The following is a 23661-nucleotide window of genomic DNA, read 5'->3' as shown; positions in this document are numbered from 1 at the left end:
GGCCGGGCGCGTATTCAGCAATTTGGATGCGCGCCCGGCCGTTTTTGCTTTTTTTTGCTAACGGTGCTTGAGTATCCGCAAAGGTTCACCGCAAAATCAAATGAAGGGCCCCGCGTTTGAGACAGAATTAGCGAAAGCCTATCCGGAGTGCGTCTGGTTGTGACCAAGGAGACGATGGCGGTCGAGGGGATGATTAAGATAGTCTATGATTTACTGAAAAGATATACTTGAAATTATTATACTTTAAAATTAATATAAGACGAGGAAATCCTATTGAGATGAGATAGGAAGCGAGGGCGAATCGGATGCAAAAATTTGTTGACCGCGAAGATGAATTGCGGACATTGGAAAAGCAGTATGAAAAAAAGGAATCCAGCCTGGTCGTGCTTTATGGACGGCGCAGAGTAGGGAAAACCTCCCTTTGCATCGAATTTATGAAAGGCAAGAACGCGCTGTATTTTCTGGCAACGGAGGAAAGCGAGGTACAGAACCGCAACCAATTCAAAAATTTGGTTGCGGATTATCTGGAGGATGCGCTTTTGAAAAATGCGGTTGTGGACGAGTGGGAGATTATCTTTCAAACCATTGTCAAAACCAAGACCGAGCGGAAAAAAGTGCTGATCCTGGACGAGTTTCAATACTTGGGGAAAGCCAACCCAGCGTTCCCGTCTATCTTTCAAAAGATTTGGGAGAAGGTATTGAAGCAGGAAAACGTCATGGTGATTTTGTGCGGCTCTCTGATTCATATGATGGAGGAGCAAACCCTAAACTATGGCAGTCCACTGTATGGACGTCGCACCGCGCAGATTAAATTAAAACAGATTCCGTTCCGGTATTATGGAGAATTTTATCCGGAGCGGGGAGAAAAGGAACTGATCCCCCTTTACAGCATCACGGGCGGGGTGCCAAAGTATGTGGAAGTGTTCGAGAGCAACGACAATATTTATGAAGCGATCCGGGAACATATCGTAAACACTTCCAGTTTCCTGTATGACGAGCCGAACTTTCTTTTGCAAAAGGAAGTGTCCGAGGTGGGGAGTTACTTTTCCATCATCAAAACCATCGCTGCAGGCAATCAGAAGCTGTCAAAAATCGCGGGTTCTCTGGAGATTGCGCAGTCAAAGATTACACGTTACTTGAAAACGCTCATGGATTTGGATATTCTGTATCGGGATGTGCCGGTGACGGAGAAATCACCGGACAAGAGCAAAAAAGGGTTATACCGGTTGCGGGATAACTTTCTGTTGTTTTGGTTCAAATTTATTTTCCCAAACATGGGATATATAGAATCCGGGCACAGCGAGCTGGTGATGAATAAGATCGAGCAGAATTTTATCGACAGTCATGTGAGCTTTGTTTACGAGGATATCTGTCGGGAAAAAATATGGCAGTTGAGCGCAGGGGGGTGCTGGCCGTTCCAGGCTCAGAACGTCGGGCGCTGGTGGAATAACAAAGACGCAAAGATCGACGTAGTAGCGACTGACGAGGAAGGCGGCAACATCATCTTCGGCGAGTGCAAATACTGGAAAGGCCCGGTGGGAGTCAACGTGTTGGAAATGCTGATGCAAAAGGCGAAAATGGTGGAGTGGAAAGGCCCGGAGCGCAAAGAATATTATGTTTTGTTCAGCGTTAACGGGTTTACGCCAGAACTAGAGGCACAGGCCGCCCGGCAGAAGAATGTAATGCTGCTATCATAGAAGGGTTTTATGACAAGGGGAAAGATTATTGGGGAATTTTTCAAAAAGACGGTATTGCCGGTGCGAGTTCTTTCGTCAAGTAAGGGGCGGAAATTCTTGACTTTTATAGTAAAAAAGTATATATTTAAGATATGAAAACGTTTTAACTCGGGATGAACGGATGACGCGCAGAGGATACGGGAAAGATGGCTAAGACAGGGAGACGGACTACAATTAAAGAAGTGGCTGAAAGAGCGGGAGTTACGATCGGTACGGTATCCCATGTGATTAATGGCACGGCGCCCATATCGCCGGAGACGACGCAGCGGGTGCGGGAGGCTGTACGGGAGCTTGATTATAAACCGAATCCTATGGCCAGGTATATGAGATCTAAGAAGAGCCGGATGATTGGGCTGATGATACCGAACCTGAATAACAGTTTCCATTCTCAGGTGGCCAGTACATTTATGGAGAGCGCGGACGCGGACGGCTATACGGTTCTTATTCTGGGTTATGAATATTCGACGGAACGGGAGAAGAAGGAACTGGAGAGCCTGGTGCAGAATAATGTGGATGCCGTAGTGGTTGTGAATGGCCATGATGATGAGGCGGCGATCGGCATGCTGGGCCGGCAGGGGGTATCGGTGATATTGGCGGACCGGCGGATAGAAGGCTGTCATATTCCTTATATTCAGTATGATAATAGAAGGATTATGAATCAGGTGGTATCCATGCTGAAGGAGAAAGGTTACCGGTCCATTGGTTTTATTTCGGAAAAGCTGGATCTGACGAATTTGCAGGACCGTTTTGAGGGTTACAAGGAAGCGCTTGATACTTATGGATATGAATTCCGGCAGGAGCATGTGTTTATCTCGGAAAAGCTTTGTCTGGATAATATGCGGGCCGGATATCAGTTTACGATAGATTTACTGCGGAATTATAAGAAAGAAGAACTGCCGGAGGCTTTCCTGGCCTCCTCTGATCTGCTGGCGATCGGAATGCTGCGGGCGTTTTCGGAAGCCGGTTATCAGGTGCCGGGAGACTTTGGCGTGGTGGGCTATGATAATCTGCCCATTGCAGGGTTTGTGCAACCCAGGCTGACTACTGTGAATCAGGACAGAGAGCTGCTGGGTAAAGAGCTGTGGCGGATGACCAGAGCTAAAATCGAGGACGGTACTGTGGTGAATGTCACTCTGCAGCAGGAGCTGATCATCAGGGAATCCTGCTAAAGTTTATTATGGTAATTGTTAAAACGTTTTAACGAAAAAATGATGGAAAGAAAAGGAGGGAAAAAGAGAAGAGAAGGTATTCGGGTCGTTAAAACGTTTGAATGAAAGCTAAATAAAATAAAAAAGGAGAGATTGAGTATGAAAACAGTAAAAGATAAGTATGTATTGGTAGGAGCGGATTTTGCAGGATTTCCTTTGAAGGAAGCGGTTGTGGAGTATTTAAAAAGCAAGGGTTGGAAAGTCACCGACATCGGCGTAAAATCGGCGGACGAAGAGGATCCGGAAATGTTCCACCGGATCGGCCTCAAAGTCGGAGCAAAGATTACGGAAGGCGAATTTGAGCGCGCGCTGCTCTTCTGCGGGACCGGCATGGGTATCCATATCGCCGCCAGCAAATGCCCGGGCGTGTTCTCGGGGGTTGTGGAGAGCGTACCGGCCGCATTGCGGGCGATCACCGGCAACGGCGTCAACGTGCTGGCTATGGGAGCGTTTTATGTGGCTCCGCAGATGGGGAAAGAGATCGCGGAGGCGTTTTTGACCCATAATTTGGGGGATGGCTATGAGTGGTGGCCGAATTTCTATGAATTCCACAAACTGGCCTGTGACGAGTTGGATGCCTTCGACTATGAAGAGTTTAAGAAAAATGGATTTGAAGTGAAGCGGATGGGAGATGTGGAACTCTCCCTGATGGATAAACCGGAATAAGATTTGGCCTTAACCGGGGGCGGCTGGGAACCGTGGGCGGTATCTGCTAAGTGGAATCGAAAAGCCGGGTTCAGGAACCGAGCCTATTCACCGGGAACACCTGATGTGTTCCCGGTGAATAGGCTCTTGCCCGTCGGACGTGAAGTCCGCCGTGCATCCTGAACCCGGCTTTTTGATTCCGCTAAGCGGATACCCAGCCGGAAGCAGCAGGCATACCCAAACCTGAGGAAAAACCCTCTAGTTATCGAAGCCCCTTTTCTTGTAAATAAAGCTGAATAATAAGGAGGCCCCTACGATCCAGACCACAATGATACAGAACCGAAGCGCTGATTTTCCCGTAAAAAGCTCGCCGTTCACCGTATTATAGTAGAGATGCAACGAGGCGTCGATAGGCGAAAGGTAAGAGATATAGCGAAACAGTTTGACTGCCCCGGAGAACATGGAAGGAATCAGCAGCAACAGCATGATAGGAACCTGCAGAATACTGGTGCTCATCTGGTCTCTGCAGACAGCGCCTATGACCGCGCTTACCATGACCAGGCAAATGGTTCCCAGGAGGGTAAACAACAGATAAGCTGGCAGATTGGCAAGCGCTGTTTTGGTAAGCAGGAATACCAAGAGGTTGCCCACCATAGTGATAACGATACCCGTGCTGATCTTGGACAAAAAGAATTCGGCCGCGCTGACATTGGATAAAATCAAGGTGCGCAGGGTGAACTTTTCCTTTTCCTCCGCGATTGACGTGGATGGAACCAGGATGGCGCACATACAGGAGTTTAAGAGCATACCGACGGTCAGGATAAACAGGGACTTGTCCCCGCCTACATCGAGAGGCAGTATGTTATACAATACGACGAACATTAACGGTATCAGATTGCTTATAAACATCGCCGGGTTTTTCAGATAGTCAGAGAGATCTTTTTTAAATAAAGCTTTCCATTTGCGTAGTGAGATATTCATCAGAGTCCCCTCCCCGTCAATTGTAAAAATATTTCTTCCAGGTTCGGCTCCTGGGAATGGATCGTCAGGCATTGGCCGGACGCAATGAGTTCCATAATTTTTTCCGCTCCCTCGCGGTCCTTGGAAAAGGTCAGAAGTTCTTTGGCTTTCGTGAGAACCTGGATCTGATCCTTAGCGAACGCAAGCTTCAACTCTTCGGGTGATCCGGTGATGATCAGTTTCCCTTCGTTCAGAATCCCGATCCGATTACAGAGTTTGTCGGCTTCTTCCATATTATGGGTGGTTAAAAAGACCGTGGTACCGCTTTGGTTTAACTCCTGAAGCATCATGTGGACCTCGTGGATGTTGGCCGGGTCCAGGCCGCTGGTAGGCTCATCCAGGAATAAAAGCTCCGGTTTATGTAAGATCGCGGCAGCCAGTACGGTGCGCTGACGCATTCCCCTGGAACATTTCTTGATCAGGGTCTTGCGGGAAGCCGACAGATTCATCCTTTTTAATATGGTATCTACTTCCTGTCTGGATACATTCCGGATTCTGGCGAAAAACAACAGGTTTTCTTCAATGGACATCCGCTCGTAGAGTCCGTTCGTATCGGACAGTATGCCGATCCGGTCATAATCCTCCCGGGTGACCGAACCGATGTCTTTTCCCAGTACGCGGATTGTCCCTTCCTCTTTTTGCAGCTGTCTTGTCAATAATTTGATGGTGGTAGTTTTTCCGGCTCCGCTTGGCCCAAGGAATCCAAATACTTCGCCGGGCTTTACACAGAAACTGATATGATCCAGAGAAAATGCGGGGCCAAAACGAAGGCAGACATTTTCTAAAAAAATCATTTCGTCCATATAGCAGGTCTCCTTTTCTAAGTTTTTCACCATTATGCCATATCGGGAAATGATTTCAAGCGTTTCCGAACAGACGGCGGTTTTCAAAGACCGAAAGAGCCTGTTTTCCGACGAATGGAGCATGCGGCCGGACGGATTGAGAAGAAATATGAGACCCAAAACTACCATTGGAAGGTTTCTTTTAACTCCGCCAGCCGTCCCTTGGACAGTGGAATCTGGCTGTTGTCCTGATTATTCAGAACCAGGACATAACTGTTCTTTGTCCATTTTTCAAACCGCTCCACCTTCTGCAGATTTACCAGATAAGAACGGTGGCAGCGGAAAAATCCGGATTTTTTCAGATTTTCTTCCAGCTGGTCCATGGTGCGCTGCACCAGAAAAAGTTCTCCCCGGACAGATATGTAATTATTTTTGTTGGAGCTTTCCACATAATCAATGTCTTTTGGGTCAAACAACAGGACACGGCTGCCGGACTTGGCCGGAATCTTTAATACTTCGAAGGTGCCTTCCTCAAGGCTTTCAGAATCCTCCTCCTCGTGCTCTGCCTGGTGAAAAGCGCCGTTTTCATAGTAAAAGGCGGTTCCGGGCATCAGCAGGGTGTGGCGTAGGGAGGAATGGGCGGTAATAAAGCGGACGCCATTGCCGCATTGTTCTTCCATCCAGTGCAGAACCCTCCTGGTTCCGTCCTCGTCCAGATTCAGCAGCGGCTCTTCCAGAAAACAAAACTCCGCCTGCTGCATACTGATGCGGGCCAGCTGAGTCTTCATGCATTCCCCTGGTTTTAAGTCCCTCATCCGCCGCCGGGATAAAGGCAGCAGGCCGAAGGCGTCCATCACGGTATCCAGGTCCCGGGTCTCCCCGAACAGCTCGTGGAAAAAGCGCAGATAATGGCGGACCGTATCCCGCTCATAGCCCTTCTCCTGAAGGGTAATGTACGCCGCGTTTCTGCCCCGCATATATTCCTTTATATATAGAAATAATTCTTCCATAATCTCCTGGTTGCATTCGATATGCAGACAGCCGCAGGTGTCCAGATTATTCATAAGATTTTCGATAGATTCCTGTATGATTGAAGCCATTCTGTTTCCTTCTTTATCATTTGATTAAGAGAAGCATACTATAAGACGGAGGGCTTGTACAGTGCGAAACTGCGATTTTATCTGACAGTAAGTGGAAAAATTCAGGAATTTATGCGCGGGAAAGGTTGACAAATAAATAGTTCGGGCGTAGAATTAAATTAGTTCGAATGATGAAGTAAATGGTGGGGCAGATGAAGAATAATCAGATAGGACTGGAAATAGAACAGAATATCGCGGCATATGTGGATGAGGTGAAGGAGCTGCTGGCTCCGGAGATCTGGCAGAATATCCTGCTGGACTGTTCCAAGAATGAGCTGTTTTTGTTGTGGCTTTTGTATCGGGAGAAGGAAGTGAACATGACGAGGGCGGCGGAATATATGAATGTGCCGCTGAACACGGCAACGGGTATCGTCGGAAGGATGGAGAAACGGGACCTCGTTCTGAGAGTCCGCAGCGCGGAAGACAAACGAGTCGTGACGATCCGGCTCAGCGAAAAAGGAACGGAACAGATTCAGTCCATCATAAGCGAGATGGTGTATTATGGCAGGAAAGTCCTGGAAAACTTCAGCCGGGAAGAGATGGAACTCTTCTTCCGCATGATGGATAAGTTAAAGGTGGTCATGAAGGAAGAAAAAGAGAAGAAGACGCAAAGGCGCAAAGTGAGGAAAATACCGATCAGTTAAAAGGGGCTGCGTATATGGCCCTTTTGCCGGGACATATACTTCGAGAATCGAAATATTCAGCTATTGAATTAATGGAATGAAAAAGATCTGAGAACCGAAAATGTTTGGTATAAGAGCAGGAGGTACAGGATGAGCAGAATTTATATTTTTACAGGAAAAGGCGGCGTGGGGAAAACCAGTGTGGCGGCCGCCCACGCGGTATTAAGCTCCGGGGAGGGAAAGCGTACGCTGCTGGTCAGTACGGACATGGCGCATAATCTGGGAGACGTATTTGAGCGGAAGCTGGGAAAAGAACCTGTGCGTCAGCAGGAGAACCTGGATCTCTATGAGATCGACCCCAATTATGTGATGGAACAGGATTTCCGGGATATTCTTTCATGTATCGGTAAAATGCTGCCGGACAGCAGCGGTAAGAATATGGAGGATTTCGGTATGGTTCCCGGAATGGAAGAATTGTTTTCCCTGTTGAAGATCGCGGATATCTGGGACAGCGGCGTTTATGAGAGGATTATTGTAGACTGCGCGCCGACGGGAGAGACCCTGTCGCTGCTAAAATTTCCAGAGCTGCTTTCCTGGTACATGGAGAAGCTGTTTCCGCTAGGAAAGGTGGCAATGCGGGTACTGTCGCCGGTCTCAAAGCGGCTGTTTCAACTGGAGCTTCCGAACCGGCAGGCCATGAGCGATATCGAGCGGATGTATCTGAAGCTGATCCGGCTCCAGGAACTTTTAAAAGACCGGAATACGACCAGCATACGGCTGGTGGCGATGCCTGAAAAAATGGTGGTGGAGGAGACAAAGCGAAATTATATGTACATGAACCTGTATAATTTTAACGTAGACGGACTGTATATCAACCGGGTGATTCCGGAGAACATCGGCAACCCCTTCTTTGACGAGTGGCTGAACATCCAGAAAAAATATATTGCCCAGCTGAAAGAGAGCTTCGCGGAGCTGCCCGTATGCTGCATTCCCTGGTATGAGGAAGAAGTCAGGGGTGTGAAGGCGGTGGAGCGGATCTGTGAAGACGCGCTGTCAGGGAAAGAAGTGTTTCGATCCGCGATACAGGGCGGAAGGGAACAGTTTGAGCAGGTGGAGGACGGATATATCCTGACCGTATTCATGCCGAATGCCCAAAAGGAGGACCTGGAAGTCTATCAGACCGAGACAGACGTGGCAATCCGTCTGGGAAACTATAAGAGGAATATTCCGCTGCCCAATACGCTGAAAAGCTATCTGATCACTTCGGCCAGATTAGAAGAAGGAAAGCTCCGCCTTAGCTTCCGGCAGGAATCAGATGCCGGTACGCAATGATGGAAATAATCACCCGCAGCTTTACGTGTAAAATAACGCGCCATGGAGGTAAACGATGAATAAAAGCAATGCAGACCGTATAAAAGAAGCAAAACACTATGAATGGCTGGCAATAAAGGCTCTCTTTCCGGAACAGGCGGTTCCCCATCTGGAAATCATCGGCAGGGAGTTTCAAGCACTGGCGGCGGAGAGCCTGGCTTCATGGGGGGCGCAGCTGATTCATTCCTTCCGGCAGGAAGAACCTGACGGAAAGGGAGAGGCGGGAGATGTGTCCGGCGGTGCGAGAAAGATTCATATAGACGAAAATTGAAATAGAAGGAGGTTCCGAAGATGAGGATTATCATTTATACGGGAAAAGGCGGAGTGGGAAAGACCACGGCGGCGGCGGCCACCGCCCTGAGGCTTTCGGAATCAGGAAAAAAGGTACTGATCATGAGTACGGACCAGGCGCATAGTCTGGGAGACGCGTTTGATAAAAAAATAGGCGGAGAAATAACCAAGATACAGGAAAATCTGGACGCCCTGGAAATCGATACGCTGTCCGAAAACGAAAAAAGCTGGGGACATCTGAAAAGCTATCTGAAGGAAATGCTTACCATAAAGGGAAATGGCGGGATCGAGGTAGAAGAATTGTTGGTATTCCCGGGGCTGGAAGAACTATTTGCCATGTTCAAAATCCTGGATATTTACGAACAAAAAAGCTGGGATGTCCTGATCGTAGACTGCGCGCCTACAGGAGAGACCCTTTCCCTTCTCAAATATCCCGAGATGCTGTCCGGCTTTATGGAAAAAATCCTCCCCTTTAAGCGTAAAAGCGCCAAAATCGCCGGACCGGCTATAGAAAAAATAACGAAAATTCCAATGCCCGCGGACAATGTATTTGACGATATCGAATATGTGATGGACAAAATGCAGCGTCTTCAGGCTCTGCTGTCGGACAAAGACACGCTCAGCATCCGCCTGGTAACCACGCCCGAAAAGATAGTCATTCAGGAGACCAGGCGGACCTTCACCTGCCTGTACCTGTTCGGCTACAATGTAGATGCCGTCATCATCAACAGAATCTATCCCGCCAGGGCTATGGAAGGTTACTTCAGCAAATGGATCGAACGCCAGGAAGACGGGCTGCGGGAAATCCGGGAAAGCTTCTCGGAAATCCCCCGCTTCTATCTGGAGCTGCAGACTCAGGAGGCCCGCGCCGTTCCCCAGCTTCTGGCCCTTGGCCGTCAGTTGTTCAGGGACACCGATCCCTCCGCTATTCTTTTTAAAAAAGAAATCTTTCATCTTCAAAAAGAGCCGGGCTGTCTAACCATAAAAATCTTCCTGCCTTTTGCGGACAAAGGGGATCTGGATCTGAAACAAAGCGAGGAAGAATTAATCTTAAGCGTAAGAAACGAGACACGAAGATTTCCGCTTCCGCTGGAATGCCGTCATCAGCCCATCCTTTCGGCGCAATATAATGAAGTTTACTTTGTGATTAAATTCGAGGCTTAAGGCTTGGAGGAAGGCCGGGATTATTTTTTTGATGCGTTTTAAAGGAGAATGATGTATAATGTTAGATGGCTGTGGAGCCAAAATGGCGATAAGGCATGCCTTAAGCTGTTTTTAGCATTTTGAAACTAAGCGTTTATTAACGTGTTGAAGGAGGATATGTTTTTATGGTAAAACTTTATGACAGCGGAGTATATCTGGTTCACGGGACGGAACTGGTTGAGGACGGCCCGCAGGCCGCAGCGGTTCTGCAGAATAAGTACGGACAGACGGCGACCAGGGAAGAAGCGGCCAAAAACACCATGGCTTATGGTATTTTGAAGGATCATAATACTTCGGGAAATATGGAAAAGCTGCAGGTTAAGTTTGATAAGCTGACTTCACATGATATTACTTTTGTGGGAATCATTCAGACGGCGAGAGCTTCCGGTCTTGAGAAGTTCCCGGTGCCTTACGTGCTGACCAACTGCCATAACAGCCTGTGCGCGGTGGGCGGTACGATTAATGAGGATGACCACATGTTTGGCCTGACCTGCGCTAAGAAATACGGCGGCGTCTATGTACCCCCTCACCAGGCGGTTATCCATCAGTATGCCAGAGAGATGCTTTCCGGCGGCGGAAAGATGATTCTGGGTTCGGACAGCCATACCCGTTATGGCGCGCTTGGCACCATGGCTATGGGAGAAGGCGGACCGGAGCTTGTGAAACAGCTTTTGAACAAGACTTATGATATCAATATGCCGGGAGTCGTGGCGGTATATCTGACGGGGACGCCGGATAAAGGCGTCGGTCCCCAGGACGTGGCGCTGGCCATCATCGGGGAAGTGTTCGGCAACGGCTATGTGAATAACAAGGTGATGGAATTCGTCGGGCCCGGCGTGGATCAGCTGAGCGTGGACTTCCGGATCGGCATCGATGTGATGACCACGGAAACGACCTGCCTGTCCTCGATCTGGAAGACGGATGAGAAGGTAAAAGAATATTATGACATCCATGGACGGGTGGAGGAATACAAGGAGCTGAATCCCGGAGCCGTAACTTACTACGATGGGTGCGTCTATGTGGATTTGAGCCAGGTGAAGCCGATGATCGCCATGCCGTTCCATCCGAGCAACACCTATACGATAGAGGAATTAAACGCGAACCTGATGGATATCCTGGAGGAATGTGAGAAGAAGGCGCTGGTCAGCCTGGACGGCGCTGTGGATTTCAAATTAAGGGATAAGGTAAGAAACGGAAAACTGTATGTGGACCAGGGTATCATCGCGGGATGCGCCGGCGGAGGCTTTGAGAATATCTGTGACGCAGCGGACATTGTCCGGGGCAGAAGCATTGGGGCCGATGAATTTACGCTGAGCGTATATCCGGCCAGCACCCCGATCTATATGGAGCTGGTGAGAAACGGCTGTATAGCCGACCTGATGGAGACCGGCGCCATAGTGAAAACCGCGTTCTGCGGGCCCTGCTTCGGTGCGGGCGACACGCCCTGCAACAACGGATTTTCCATTCGCCATACCACCCGGAACTTCCCTAACAGGGAGGGTTCCAAGCTGCAGAGCGGACAGATCTCTTCCGTAGCGCTGATGGATGCCCGTTCCATCGCCGCCACGGCGGCCAATCAGGGTTACCTGACCGCGGCCACCGATCTGGATGTGGAATACCGCGGCCCGAAATATCATTTTGACAAGACAATTTACCAAAACAGAATCTTTGACAGCCATGGAGTGGCAGATCCGTCCGTAGAGATCAAGTTCGGCCCCAACATTAAGGACTGGCCGGCCATGTCCGCGCTGCCTGAGAATATGGTTTTAAAAGTGGTTTCCGAAATCCACGATCCCGTAACAACCACCGATGAGCTGATCCCCTCCGGAGAGACCTCATCCTACCGTTCCAACCCTCTGGGTCTGGCTGAGTTCACGCTTTCCAGAAAAGATCCCGCCTACGTGGGACGCGCCAAGGAAGTTCAGAAGGCGCAAAAAGCCATCGAAGCCGGCACCTGTCCGCTGGACGTTCTGGAAGAGTTAAAACCCGTCTTCCAGGCGATCCACACCCAATATCCGGAAGTGGGCGAAGGAAATGTGGGGATCGGAAGCACCATCTTTGCCGTGAAACCCGGCGACGGCTCCGCCAGAGAGCAGGCGGCATCCTGTCAGAAGGTACTGGGCGGATGGGCTAACATCGCCAACGAATACGCGACCAAGAGATACCGTTCCAACCTGATCAACTGGGGTATGCTGCCCTTCCTGATCGAAAAAGGGGATCTCCCCTTCAAAAACGGGGACTATCTGTTCATCCCGGGCATCCGTGAAGTGATCGAGCAGAAGAAGGGACAGCTCAAGGCCTACGTAGTAAGCGGCGGTCTGAAAGAATTCGAATTAAAATTAGGCGAGCTAACCGACGACGAGCGCAGTATCATTCTCAAAGGCTGCCTGATCAATTATTACAGAGGCTGAATGATTGAGGGTGAATTACAGAGGCTGAATAATTGAGAATGAATTAAAAAGATTGAGCTCCGAAATAAGTTAACATAAAACGAAAAGAGTATAAAAAGGGACAGGCGCAAATCGATTCGAAACGGCGGAAAGCCCCATGGAATGGGGCTTTCTGTCAACCAGGAATGGCTTGCGCCTGTCCCTGATGTATTCCATCGCAAGCCGGAAAATCAGGAATAATTCCTGAAATTCCGGCATATAATAAGATATAAACTTGACATTACCAATGAAACGTACTATACTAATAAAGCATCAAGCGACGCGGGGTGGAGCAGTCTGGAAGCTCGTCGGGCTCATAACCCGAAGGTCGTAGGTTCAAATCCTACCCCCGCTACTATAGAACAGCCTATGAACAGGCTGTTTTTTTTATATGGAAAATTCTTGATAGTAAGCGGTAAGCTATTTTAATATGGAAGAAGATGTGGTATATTTGATAAGAAAAGATTTACTACGGCTGCGCAGAAACTAATGAGTAACGGCAAGAAAGGAGAGCCTAATGGACATTCTGGATCTTGATGATGATATAAAGGAAGAAAGAGAAAAACGCGAAGAGGAGCATAAGCCGCAAAAACACTCGCAGGGGAAAAAGAGCGGAAAGGGGTGGTCGGCAGCCAGCAAGGCAGTGCTTGTGATCGCTGTGTTGGTATTTTTGTTTGCCGCCTGGCAGCTGGTCTCCATCTTTGTGGGGTACAAACAGGGTACCGATGAATACAAAGAACTGGAACAATATATTTCGGAAGAAGAACCGGAACCCCAAAAGATCGAAGCGTCGGGGGGAATCGCGGCGGAGACAGAGGACGAGAAGCCGTTGACCGAGACCATATCCCGAGCCAGTTTTGACGAGCTGAAGGCCATTAATTCAGATATCGTGGGCTGGATCGAGTTTGAAAATATCGATATCAACTATCCGGTGGTTCAGACCGGGGACAATGATTATTACCTGACCCATACGGTGAAAAACACCAGAAACAGCGTGGGCGCTATCTTTGTGGAATACACAAACAACCCGGATTTCCAGGATGATAACACCTTCATCTACGGACATAACATGAAAAACGGTTCCATGTTCGGACTGCTGAAAAAATATAAGGACCAGTCCTACTATGAGGCGAACCAGTTCTTCTGGATCTACACTCCTCAGGGGGATTACATGTATCAGATCTTCTCCTGCCATGAGGCGGAGCCGGAGTCTGAGACCTACACCAACGGGTTTGGCTCCAAGGAAAGCTATGCGTCGTACCTTCAGACGATCAAAGATTTATCTCTGTATGATACCGGGGTGGCGGTGACTTCCGATGATAAGATTGTCAGTCTGTCCACCTGTACCAAAGACAAGGGCGTGCGTTTTGTGGTTCACGCCAAGAGGCTGTAACAGAAACGGCCTGAATAAGAGGTGAAGATAGTGGATAGCATCAAAATATTACAGGAGTGGATCGACAGCAGCGATAACATCGTATTTTTCGGAGGCGCGGGGGTGTCGACGGAAAGCGGCATTCCCGATTTCAGAAGCGTGGACGGACTGTACCATCAGGAGTATGACTATCCGCCCGAAACGATGCTGAGCCGTACCTTTTATGAGAGAAAGCCGGAAGAATTCTACCGGTTCTACCGGAACAAGATGCTCTACCTGGATGCCGTGCCCAATGAGGCCCATAAGAAACTGGCCCAACTGGAGCAGGCGGGCAGGCTGCGGGCGGTGATTACCCAGAATATCGACGGCCTTCACCAGAAAGCGGGCAGCCGGGAGGTGCTGGAGCTGCACGGAAGCGTGCTGCGCAATTACTGCTCCCGCTGCGGCCGATTCTACCCGGTTGAGGCTATTACGGAATCCCGGGGGGTGCCTCATTGCGAGTGCGGCGGCAAGATTAAGCCGGATGTAGTATTATATGAAGAGGGACTGGATCAGAAGATCCTTTCCAAAGCCGTAAGATATATAGAAAAAGCGGACATTCTGATCATCGGAGGCACGTCTCTGGTCGTATATCCGGCGGCCGGACTGATCGATTATTACAGAGGCGGCAAACTGGTCCTGATTAATAAGGCGCCCACCGGCATGGATTATAAGGCGGACCTGCTGGTACAGGGCAGTATCGGAGAAATTATGAGCCAGATACAGGTACATGGAGGCAGATAGATGGACTATGAAGTGGGAGATATCGTAAAACTGAAAAAGCAGCATCCCTGCGGCAGCCAGGAGTGGGAAATACTCCGGGTGGGAGCAGACTTTCGTCTGAAATGCATGGGATGCGGACATCAGATCATGATCGCCAGGAAAATAGTGGAAAAAAACACGAAAGATCTTCGCAAAAAACCTTGAAATCACGGACAATCTGTGCTATTATAGTAGCTCGTGATATATTATTCGTTCCGCAAGGAACCGATGATTTAATCCTTGTTCCCTGCGCTGACAGGGGGCCAAAGACCATAAGGAGGTGTAAGAACACATGAACAAGTACGAATTGGCAGTCGTCTTAACTGCAAAGATTGAAGACGAAGAGAGAGTCGCTACCATCGAAAAGATCAAAGGGTACGTGGAACGCTTCGGCGGAACCATCACCAAAGTGGACGAATGGGGCAAGAAGAGACTGGCCTACGAGATCCAGAAGATGAGAGAAGGCTTCTATTACTTTATCCAGTTTGAGGCGGATTCTGATGCTCCGGCAGAGATCGAGAGACGTATCCGGATCATGGAAAATGTAATCCGCTATTTGTGCGTAAAACAGGGTGAATAAGACGACTGTGCACATATAGGAGGAGTCAGTATGAACAAAGTTATTTTAATGGGGAATTTGACCAGAGATCCTGAAGTTCGGTATTCCGGTGGAGAAAACTCCATGGCGATCGCCAGATTTTCACTGGCTGTCAGCCGCCGGTTCAGCCGTAACAGCGATACCGATACGGATTTCTTTAATTGTACTGCATTCGGCAAACAGGCCGAGTTCGTAGAGCGTTATTTCCACAAAGGAATGCGGATGCTGCTGAGCGGCCGTGTCCAGAATGACAATTATACGAACAGAAACGGCGAGAAAGTCTATTCCGTACAGATCATTGCGGATGACATTGAATTCGCTGAAAGCAAAAACTCCAGTGCAAATAATGCAGGGGGCTTTAATGCAGGTGGATTTCAGGATGCGGGCAGACCGGAACCCAGCCAGGCGGTTGGTGACGGCTTCATGAATATTCCGGATGGAATCGATGAAGAGCTGCCGTTTAACTGATGAAATTGAGCGGTTTTTAATCTGATAGGAGGTAATGAACAATGGCATATAACAGACCTGATGGCCAGGGTGGTCCGATGAAGAGACGCGGCGGCCGCAGAAGGAAAAAAGTCTGCGTGTTCTGTGGTAAAGAGAACAACGAGATCGATTACAAGGATGTAAACAAATTAAAAAGATATGTCTCTGAAAGAGGTAAAATTCTTCCCAGAAGAATTACCGGCAACTGTGCAAAGCATCAGCGTGCGCTGACGGTTGCGATCAAGAGAGCAAGACATATCGCTCTGATGCCGTATACGGTTGATTAAAAAGGATGGGCTGCCCGATGGGCGGCCCTTTTTGCCCCATGAAAAAACGCGCCTAATGGGAGGGGACAGGTCCTTTCTCTATGCGGCTCCTGAAGGTTCTGCTTTGCGGCCGAAAGGTGCCGGTCCCTCTCTAAATCATTATTATAAGTAAACCTTAAGGCGGCTAAAGAAAATCTTAAGGGTTCCATAATCTTTCAAAAAATGATATAATACAGTTTATCAGAATTCGCATTGTGCAGACTGATAAATATTTTATATATGGAGGGCGGAGATTTGAGAAGTTCCGCCTGTGTTTTATAGGAGAAACAGCATGAACGAGAAAATCCGATTAAAGGGACAATTGAAATCCTATATGCGATGGCCGTTGCTGCTGACGATTCTGCTTGTACTGATGAATATATGGATCTATGTGATCGATCTACGGGCCGGCGCGTTGATGACGGCTTTTGTTATCGTCTATGTTCTGGTCGTATTCGTCCTTTATATATACAACAAGCCGCTGATCGTCAATGAACTTATTTCATTTGCCACCCAGTACGGACAGGTTCAGAAGAAACTGTTGAAGGAGCTGGCGATTCCCTATGCGCTTCTGGACGAGAAGGGGAAGGTTATATGGATGAATCACGCCTTCAGCGAAGTGACGGAGCGGGAGCGGACCTACCGGCGGTCTGTGACGAATATTTTTTCGGAGATTACCCAGCAGCAGCTTCCGGCTCAGGACGAGATGAAAACCATGCACGTGCATCTGGAGGAAAGGGATTTCCGGGCGGACTTAAAATACGTGGGAATGGAAGAGATGGCGGAGTCCAACACACTGGTGGACGCCCCGGATTATGAGGGTTATCTGGTTGCCCTGTATCTCTATGACGAGACGGAGATTAACCGCTATATTCAGGAAAATGAAGAACAGAGGCTGGTGTGCGGCCTGATCTACATTGATAATTTTGAAGAAGCGCTGGAAAGCGTGGAGGAAGTCAGAAGATCCCTGCTGATCGCGCTGGTGGACCGGCGGGTGAATAAATATTTCTCCGGCTATGACGGACTGGTGAAAAAGCTGGAGAAGGATAAATATTTCGTGGTATTCAAACACAAATATGTGGCCCAGCTCCAGGAGAATAAGTTCGATCTGCTGGATGAAGTGAAGACGGTTAATATAGGAAATGAAATGGCTATTACGTTAAGTATCGGCCTTGGCATGGACGGCGACAGCTACAACAAAAATTATGAGTATGCCCGTATTGCCATAGATCTGGCCCTGGGCCGCGGCGGAGATCAGGCCGTGGTGAAGAAGGGCGAGAAGCTAGAATACTACGGAGGAAAGACCAAGCAGGTGGAGAAGAGCACCCGCGTCAAGGCCAGAGTGAAGGCCCATGCCCTGCGGGAGGTTATGGAGAGCAAGGATAAGGTGGTCATCATGGGCCATCAGATCACCGATGTGGATTCCTTCGGAGCCGCTGTGGGTATCTACCGCGCGGCCAGGGTGCTAAACAAGCGCGCTTATATTGTCATCAATGAGGTGACCACTTCCATCCGGCCTATGATGGAAGGGTTTATCGTAAATCCCACGGAATATGAAGAGGATATGTTTATCCCCGGCGAGCGTGCCGAGGAACTGGTGGATAATAATACGGTGCTGGTGGTGGTGGACACGAACAAACCCAGCTTTACGGAATGCCCGCGCCTGTTAAATATGACCAAGACCATCGCGGTATTGGATCACCACCGGCAGGGGGCTGAGGTGATATCCAACGCGATCCTGTCGTACATCGAACCGTATGCTTCCTCCACCTGTGAGATGGTAGCTGAGATCCTTCAGTATTTTGAAGAGGGAATTAAGATCAAGAACCTGGAAGCGGACTGCATTTATGCGGGGATTATCATTGATACGAACAACTTTATGAGCAAGACGGGCGTGCGCACCTTTGAGGCTGCGGCGTTCTTAAGACGCTGCGGCGCGGATGTCACCAGAGTGCGCAAGCTGTTCCGGAACGACATGGGAGCTTATAAGGCCAGGGCGGAAGCGGTGCGTCATTCCCAGGTTTACAGGGATGCCTTTGCGATCGCGGTCTGTCCCAATGAGAACATAGAGAGCCCTACCATCGTAGGCGCCCAGGCGGCCAATGAGCTGCTGAACATCATAGGGATCAAGGCTTCCTTCGTGCTGACGGAATACAACAACAAAATATACCTGAGCGCCCGGTCCATCGACGAGGTGAACGTCCAGCTGATCATGGAACGGTTGGGAGGCGGCGGCCATATGAACATCGCAGGCGCGCAGCTTACGGGTTATACCATGGAGCAGGCGATCGAATATTTGAAAAATACACTGGATCAAATGATAGAAGAAGGAGCGTTATAAATGAAAGTAATTTTATTGCAGGATGTAAAGTCACTGGGAAAGAAAGGCGACACAGTCAATGTCAATGACGGCTACGCCCGGAATTTTATTTTACCGAAGAAACTGGGTGTGGAAGCAACCACTAAAAATATGAACGATCTGAAATTACAAAAAGCCCACGAGGAAAAGCAGGCGCAGGAGATATATGACGAAGCGGTGCTTTTGAAGGCCCAGATCGAAAAAGCACAGATTAAGCTTTCCGTTAAGACCGGAGAAGGCGGAAAGACCTTTGGAAGCGTCTCCTCCAAAGAGATTGCGCAGGCCGCGAAAGAACAGATCGGACTGGATATCGACAAGAAAAAGATGCAGCTGCCGAATCCGATCAAGACCGTCGGCACCCACGAAGTGCCCATCAAGCTGCATCCGAAAGTAACCGCTGAGTTGAAAGTGATCGTGGAAGAAGCTTAGGAGGAATCCTTTATGGATGAAGCACTCATAAAAAGAGTACCGCCCCACAGCATCGAGGCAGAGCAGTCAGTGATCGGCTCTATGATTATGGACAAAGAAGCTATCGTCATCGCATCGGAATTGATATGCGGTGACGATTTCTATCAGAGCCAATATGGTATCCTCTTTGAGACAATGGTGGAGCTGTACAATGAAGGAAAACCGGTGGACCTGGTCACCCTACAGGACCGCTTAAAGGCCAAGGACGTGCCGCCGGAGGTCAGCAGCCTGGAATTCGTCAGGGATCTGATCACGGCAGTGCCCACTTCGGCCAATGTCAAATACTACGCCAATATCGTCAGTGAGAAATCCCTTCTCCGCCGGATGATCAAGACCACGGAAGAGATCACCAACGCCTGTTTTTTGGCGAAGGATAAAGTGGAAGACATCATGGAGGATACGGAAAAGAAGATATTCGAGCTGCTTCAGACCCGGAATTCCGGAGATTTTGTCCCGATCCGCCAGGTGGTTCTGGACGCGTTGGAGAAGATCAATCTGGCCTCCAAGACAAAGGGAACCGTAACCGGCATCCCCACCGGCTTCCTGGATCTGGATTACAAGATGTCCGGCCTTCAGAACTCCGACCTGATTCTGGTAGCGGCCCGCCCTTCCATGGGAAAAACCGCGTTCGTCCTGAATATCGCCCAGCACGTGGCTTTCCGGGCCAACGTACCCACTGCTATCTTCAGCCTGGAGATGTCCCGGGAACAGCTGGTGAACCGTCTGTTCGCCCTGGAATCCAGGGTGGATTCCCAGTCGATCCGTACCGGTAATTTGTCCGACGCGGACTGGGAAAAACTAATCGAAGGCGTGGATGTGATCGGAAAATCAAAGCTGATGATCGATGATACCCCCGGTATCACCATAGCCGAGCTGCGCAGCAAATGCCGGAAATTCAAGCTGGAGCAGGATCTGGGCCTGATTATCATCGACTACCTGCAGCTGATGTCCGGCAGCGGTCGGGGCACGGATTCCCGCCAGCAGGAGATCTCCGATATCTCCCGGTCCCTGAAGAAACTGGCCAGGGAGCTAAACGTCCCGCTCATCGCCCTCTCCCAGTTAAGCCGTGCCGTGGAACAGCGGCCCGACCACAGGCCGATGCTCTCCGATTTGCGTGAGTCCGGGGCCATCGAGCAGGATGCCGACGTCGTCATGTTCATTTACCGGGACGACTATTACAACAAAGACACAGAAACGCCCAACATGGCGGAGATTATCATAGCGAAACAAAGAAACGGCCCGATCGGTACGGTCAACCTGGCCTGGCTGCCCCAGTACACCAAGTTCGCCAACATGGCAAAATAACCCCGCCCCAAGCAGCTTAACGGATCAGAGAGGGGACTGGCTCCTTTCGGCAGAAAAGCAAACCCGTAAGAAACAACGGGAGAAAGGTGCCTGTCCCCGGATGCCGGCCCAAAGAGCCTCCCTGCGCATTCACAATCCCCATTTCCACAAACCCCGTCAAACAACCGGGTACGGAAAAAGACTCCGAAAAGTAAAAGGAAAAGTAAAAAACCCAAAAAAAATATTTTTTTGGAAATTTTTTAAAAAAAGGGCTTGAAATTCAAAAAAGGATCATGTATAATACACGTTGTTGAGCGTTAATGGGCTATCGCCAAATGGTAAGGCAACGGACTCTGACTCCGTCATTTCAAGGTTCGAATCCTTGTAGCCCAGGTTAAGAAAAGGTTGTCTTAATCAATTAGGACAATCTTTTTTCTATATAGGAAAACATTTGAAGACCGATTTTTTTACAGATATAAGTGACCTATAGGCGAAATGGCCGGAAAGAGGGCGTAAGAATGTATCAGTTTGAGAGCAGAGTGCGATACAGTGAAGTAGGGGCCGATGGGCTGTTGACCTTAAATGGGGTGTTGAATTATTTCCAGGACTGCAGTACGTTTCATTCGGAAGATGTGGGGCTTGGAGTGGAGCACTTAAAGGAAAAGCACAGGGCCTGGCTGTTAAGCTCCTGGCAGGTAGTGGTAGAACGGTATCCGGGGCTTGGGGAGAGGATTGTGGTGGCGACCTGGCCTTATGATTTTAAACTGTTCTACGGATACCGTAATTTCGCCCTGTTCGGACAGGATGGGGAGCGGCTTTCGTATGCCAATTCCATCTGGGCATTTATCGATACATCGACCGGGCATCCCACGAAGATCGGGGAGGCGGACGTGGCGGCTTACGGAGAGGATCCGAAGCTTGAGATGAATTACGCGCCCAGGAAGGTGACTGTGCCGAAGGATTGTGTTCCGGTGGAGGAATTCCCGGTGCGCAAGTACCATATTGATACGAATCAGCATGTAAATAATGCGCAGTACATCCAGATGGCGAGAGAATGCATTCCGCAGATCTATCCGGTTCATGAAATGCGCGCGGAATACCGAAAAGCGGCGGTCCTGGGCGATATGATATTTCCTGAGATTCACAGAGGGGACGAAAGCGATACGGTCCTGTTGTGTGACGGACAGAAGAATCCGTACGCAGTGGTTCAACTGATGAGATAGAGGAAGGAAACGTGAAGTAACCGTAATGTGGCCTTGCGCCGCATTAGCGGATGGTTTTGTGCATGAGATGCACGGGACGGAGGAAGACGATGTTTGAATTAGGTAAGAGGCAGACGCTGAAGATGGTAAAAAGAGTGGATTTCGGCGCCTACCTGGGAGAACAGGAAAATGCGGAAGACCGGGTATTGCTGCCGGTCCGGCAGGTGCCGGAAGACTTGGAGCATGGAGATGCGATTGAAGTATTTCTCTATAAGGATTCCAAGGACAGGCTGATCGCCACGACCAGCCGGCCCCTGCTGCAGATCGGGGAGGTTGCCAGGCTTAAGGTGGCCGAGACCGGTAAGATCGGCGCTTTTTTAGACTGGGGGCTGGAAAAAGATCTGCTGCTTCCGTTTAAGGAGCAGACGGCGAAGGTCAGCGAGGGCGACGAAGTGCTGGTGACCCTGTATGAGGATAAAAGCAGCCGTCTGTGCGCCACAATGAAGATCTATGAATACTTGTCGAAGCATACGCCTTATACCATCGGCGATACGGTGGAAGGCACGGTCTACGAGCTGAGCGACCGGTTCGGCGCGTTTGTGGCGGTGGACGACCGGTACTCCGCGCTGATACCGGCGAAGGAATGCTTCGGGGAATTCCATGTGGGGGACCGGGTGCGCGCCCGTGTGACCGCGGTGAAGGAAGACGGCAAGATGGACTTAAGCGTGCGCCAGAAGGCCTATCTGCAGATGGACGCGGATGTGGAAACCGTCCTGAAAGTGATGGAGGGTTATGGCGGAAAGCTCCCGTTTAACGACAAAGTGTCGCCGGAAGTGATCAAAAAGGAATTCCATTTAAGTAAAAATGCCTTTAAACGGGCGGTGGGCAGACTTTTAAAAGCCGGGAAAGTGGAAATAACCGATAATGAGATTCTATTAAAGTAACAAATATCAACAAAGATTCACAAAGTTGCAAAAAATAGTTGCATTCCCGCTGATTTCAGCTATACTGTAGGTAGAATAAAAAGAGAGGAGGAGAATTGAATGAAAGTCCAAAACATAACTGATATTGATAAATTCTTCCAGGTAGTGGACAGTTGTAAAGGTAAAGTAGAGTTAGTAACAGGCGAAGGCGACAGACTGAACCTGAAATCCAAGCTTTCCCAGTATGTATCGATGGCAAATATCTTTTCTAACGGAGAGATCCCGGAATTAGAGATCATCGCTTACGAAAAGGAAGACATTGATAAATTGGTAGCATTCATGATCAATGGTTGAGAAAATGCCGTGAACCCAAGTTTCATTGAAAGGGATCACGGCATTTTTTTATACATTATTGAGCAGCGAATGCTGCGAACCTGCCCGAAGGGCATGTATTAATGGGATACTGTTAAGTATACATGATTGAGCAGCGAATGCTGCGAACCTGCCCGAAGGGCATGTGTTAATGGGATACTGTTAAGTATACCTATAATTTTGTTTCTGCGAGTATCAGTTCGATTTCGTCTAAATGGGAATCCAAACCCTCCGGCAGACTGTCCATCCGAATCTTTTCCCGGTGTTTGATAAAATACAAGAGCGCATCGCTGACCGCAATCTCACAAAGGGGCGAGTCCGGCCCTTTTGTTCCGAACAGACTGTTTTCTGCGGCAGAAAGCAGAACATAGTCCGCATCTTTGGATAAGAGGGAATGTTCTTCCGCTGTAATGGCGATGATTTTCATTCCGATTTTTGTGGCTACGTTAACAGCCTGCAGAACCTGCTTAGATATTCCGGATCGGGATATGGCGATCAACACATCGTCCTGCTTTCCCAGGCTGATGTGATTGAGAAAATGTTCCGAAATGGCGGTACAGTAGGAAGCGATTCCGAAACGTTCCAGCCGGAAGCTCAGATCCAGGGCTATCGGAATGGTGTTGCCGACTGCGACCACGTAGACCAGTCTGCTCTTGCTGATGATAGAGGCGCATTCCAGCAGCAGCCCGGACTCCAGCCGGGGAATCATGGCGCTGATATTTCGGGCGCTCTGTTCAAATACCTGCTTTACGGAATCCATGTCAGGGCTTGTATTGCCGTCCTTGAACCGGCCGTCCCTTCCCAGATCCCCCGACAGGATCAGGCGCATCTGGTAATATCCCTGATAGCCGATATGTTTGCACATCCGGATCACGGTCGCTTCGCTGGCGCCGCTTTCGGTGGCCATTCCGGTTACGTTCAGCATAACCGCTTTCTGCGGATTTTTCCGGATACAGTCGGCCACCTTTTTTTCTGCGATAAAAAGCTGGTCATAATAGAGATCGATATTCTCTAACACTGTTCTATGTTCTTCCATGCAGCCTC

24 protein-coding genes, 2 tRNA genes and 1 pseudogene are annotated in these 23661 nt (G+C 49.3%); 23 read left to right on the top strand and 4 right to left on the bottom strand.

Annotated features, from left to right (window positions below; translation table 11 throughout):
* Positions 1-73: 73 nt before the first annotated feature.
* The 4 genes and pseudogenes from KTH89_RS25095 to KTH89_RS09140 all read left to right on the top strand — a co-directional run.
* A pseudogene (locus KTH89_RS25095) lies at positions 74-219 on the top strand (rubredoxin); the annotation flags it as partial.
* A gap of 86 nt (positions 220-305) precedes the next feature.
* Complete coding sequence (locus tag KTH89_RS09150; RefSeq protein ID WP_158345662.1) at positions 306-1697, top strand: DUF234 domain-containing protein; 1392 nt, start codon at positions 306-308, stop codon at positions 1695-1697.
* A 185-nt stretch (positions 1698-1882) separates the two neighbouring features.
* A complete protein-coding gene (locus KTH89_RS09145; protein WP_158345661.1) occupies positions 1883-2905 on the top strand; it encodes a LacI family DNA-binding transcriptional regulator in 1023 nt (340 codons plus the stop codon).
* Between the two features lie 138 nt (positions 2906-3043).
* Positions 3044-3610: an RpiB/LacA/LacB family sugar-phosphate isomerase gene (locus KTH89_RS09140; protein WP_158345660.1), complete on the top strand. Its 567-nt coding sequence runs from the start codon at positions 3044-3046 to the stop codon at positions 3608-3610.
* Positions 3611-3847: 237 nt separating this feature from the next.
* Here the strand turns inward: KTH89_RS09140 and KTH89_RS09135 are convergent, their stop codons facing one another.
* The 3 genes from KTH89_RS09135 to KTH89_RS09125 all read right to left on the bottom strand — a co-directional run bounded on the left by KTH89_RS09135 (position 3848) and on the right by KTH89_RS09125 (position 6491).
* On the bottom strand, positions 3848-4570 hold the full coding sequence (locus tag KTH89_RS09135) for an ABC transporter permease (protein ID WP_238721442.1): 723 nt from the start codon (positions 4568-4570) through the stop codon (positions 3848-3850).
* Complete coding sequence (locus KTH89_RS09130; RefSeq protein WP_158345658.1) at positions 4570-5412, bottom strand: ABC transporter ATP-binding protein; 843 nt, start codon at positions 5410-5412, stop codon at positions 4570-4572. The genes KTH89_RS09135 and KTH89_RS09130 overlap by 1 nt, the downstream gene beginning before the upstream one ends.
* Before the next feature lie 161 nt (positions 5413-5573).
* Positions 5574-6491, bottom strand: coding sequence for a LytTR family transcriptional regulator DNA-binding domain-containing protein (locus tag KTH89_RS09125; RefSeq protein WP_158345657.1), 918 nt, complete (start codon positions 6489-6491; stop codon positions 5574-5576).
* 191 nt (positions 6492-6682) lie between these two features.
* Between KTH89_RS09125 and KTH89_RS09120 the strand changes: the two genes are divergently transcribed.
* The 19 genes from KTH89_RS09120 to KTH89_RS09030 all read left to right on the top strand — a co-directional run bounded on the left by KTH89_RS09120 (position 6683) and on the right by KTH89_RS09030 (position 22599).
* Positions 6683-7174 carry a MarR family winged helix-turn-helix transcriptional regulator gene (locus KTH89_RS09120; protein WP_238721441.1) on the top strand — a complete coding sequence of 164 codons (492 nt, stop codon included), beginning with the start codon at positions 6683-6685 and terminating at the stop codon, positions 7172-7174.
* Positions 7175-7303: 129 nt separating this feature from the next.
* Positions 7304-8485 (top strand): ArsA family ATPase, encoded by a 1182-nt coding sequence (locus KTH89_RS09115; protein WP_158345655.1) that lies wholly within the window; start codon positions 7304-7306, stop codon positions 8483-8485.
* A 55-nt stretch (positions 8486-8540) separates the two neighbouring features.
* Entirely contained in the window at positions 8541-8795 is a 255-nt protein-coding gene (locus KTH89_RS09110; protein ID WP_158345654.1) for a hypothetical protein, read from the top strand.
* 20 nt (positions 8796-8815) lie between these two features.
* The gene (locus KTH89_RS09105; protein ID WP_158345653.1) at positions 8816-9979 is read left to right on the top strand and encodes an ArsA family ATPase; all 1164 of its coding nucleotides are present in this window, start codon (positions 8816-8818) and stop codon (positions 9977-9979) included.
* Between the two features lie 164 nt (positions 9980-10143).
* A complete protein-coding gene (locus KTH89_RS09100; RefSeq protein WP_158345652.1) occupies positions 10144-12429 on the top strand; it encodes a hydratase in 2286 nt (761 codons plus the stop codon).
* Between the two features lie 299 nt (positions 12430-12728).
* A tRNA-Met gene (locus KTH89_RS09095) sits at positions 12729-12802 on the top strand.
* A 162-nt stretch (positions 12803-12964) separates the two neighbouring features.
* The gene (srtB, locus tag KTH89_RS09090) at positions 12965-13840 is read left to right on the top strand and encodes a class B sortase (RefSeq protein WP_238721440.1); all 876 of its coding nucleotides are present in this window, start codon (positions 12965-12967) and stop codon (positions 13838-13840) included.
* A 30-nt stretch (positions 13841-13870) separates the two neighbouring features.
* Entirely contained in the window at positions 13871-14602 is a 732-nt protein-coding gene (locus KTH89_RS09085) for an NAD-dependent protein deacylase (protein ID WP_330656665.1), read from the top strand.
* Positions 14603-14785 carry a DUF951 domain-containing protein gene (locus KTH89_RS09080; RefSeq protein WP_158351244.1) on the top strand — a complete coding sequence of 61 codons (183 nt, stop codon included), beginning with the start codon at positions 14603-14605 and terminating at the stop codon, positions 14783-14785.
* A gap of 127 nt (positions 14786-14912) precedes the next feature.
* Positions 14913-15200 (top strand): 30S ribosomal protein S6, encoded by a 288-nt coding sequence (gene rpsF / locus KTH89_RS09075; RefSeq protein ID WP_158345649.1) that lies wholly within the window; start codon positions 14913-14915, stop codon positions 15198-15200.
* A gap of 30 nt (positions 15201-15230) precedes the next feature.
* On the top strand, positions 15231-15686 hold the full coding sequence (locus KTH89_RS09070) for a single-stranded DNA-binding protein (protein ID WP_158345648.1): 456 nt from the start codon (positions 15231-15233) through the stop codon (positions 15684-15686).
* Between the two features lie 41 nt (positions 15687-15727).
* Positions 15728-15991 carry a 30S ribosomal protein S18 gene (gene rpsR / locus KTH89_RS09065; RefSeq protein ID WP_158345647.1) on the top strand — a complete coding sequence of 88 codons (264 nt, stop codon included), beginning with the start codon at positions 15728-15730 and terminating at the stop codon, positions 15989-15991.
* Positions 15992-16301: 310 nt separating this feature from the next.
* Positions 16302-18350 (top strand): DHH family phosphoesterase, encoded by a 2049-nt coding sequence (locus KTH89_RS09060; RefSeq protein WP_158345646.1) that lies wholly within the window; start codon positions 16302-16304, stop codon positions 18348-18350.
* Entirely contained in the window at positions 18351-18797 is a 447-nt protein-coding gene (gene rplI / locus KTH89_RS09055; protein WP_238721439.1) for a 50S ribosomal protein L9, read from the top strand.
* 12 nt (positions 18798-18809) lie between these two features.
* A complete protein-coding gene (gene dnaB / locus KTH89_RS09050; protein WP_158345644.1) occupies positions 18810-20141 on the top strand; it encodes a replicative DNA helicase in 1332 nt (443 codons plus the stop codon).
* Between the two features lie 300 nt (positions 20142-20441).
* Positions 20442-20513 (top strand) — tRNA-Gln (locus KTH89_RS09045).
* A gap of 125 nt (positions 20514-20638) precedes the next feature.
* Positions 20639-21343, top strand: a complete 705-nt coding sequence (locus tag KTH89_RS09040) for an acyl-[acyl-carrier-protein] thioesterase (protein WP_158345643.1) — start codon at positions 20639-20641, stop codon at positions 21341-21343.
* 89 nt (positions 21344-21432) lie between these two features.
* Positions 21433-22266 carry a CvfB family protein gene (locus KTH89_RS09035; RefSeq protein ID WP_238721438.1) on the top strand — a complete coding sequence of 278 codons (834 nt, stop codon included), beginning with the start codon at positions 21433-21435 and terminating at the stop codon, positions 22264-22266.
* Positions 22267-22365: 99 nt separating this feature from the next.
* A complete protein-coding gene (locus KTH89_RS09030; protein ID WP_158345641.1) occupies positions 22366-22599 on the top strand; it encodes a polya polymerase in 234 nt (77 codons plus the stop codon).
* 190 nt (positions 22600-22789) lie between these two features.
* On the opposite strand, the gene KTH89_RS09025 is transcribed toward KTH89_RS09030, so the two are convergent.
* Complete coding sequence (locus KTH89_RS09025; RefSeq protein ID WP_158345640.1) at positions 22790-23653, bottom strand: MurR/RpiR family transcriptional regulator; 864 nt, start codon at positions 23651-23653, stop codon at positions 22790-22792.
* Positions 23654-23661 lie beyond the last annotated feature (8 nt).

Origin of the sequence: Diplocloster agilis (genome assembly GCF_019042275.1) — a bacterium.
Lineage (GTDB): Bacteria > Bacillota > Clostridia > Lachnospirales > Lachnospiraceae > Diplocloster > Diplocloster agilis.
Note: the sequence above shows the minus strand (reverse complement) of the source record. Positions and strands in the feature narration are given on the sequence as shown.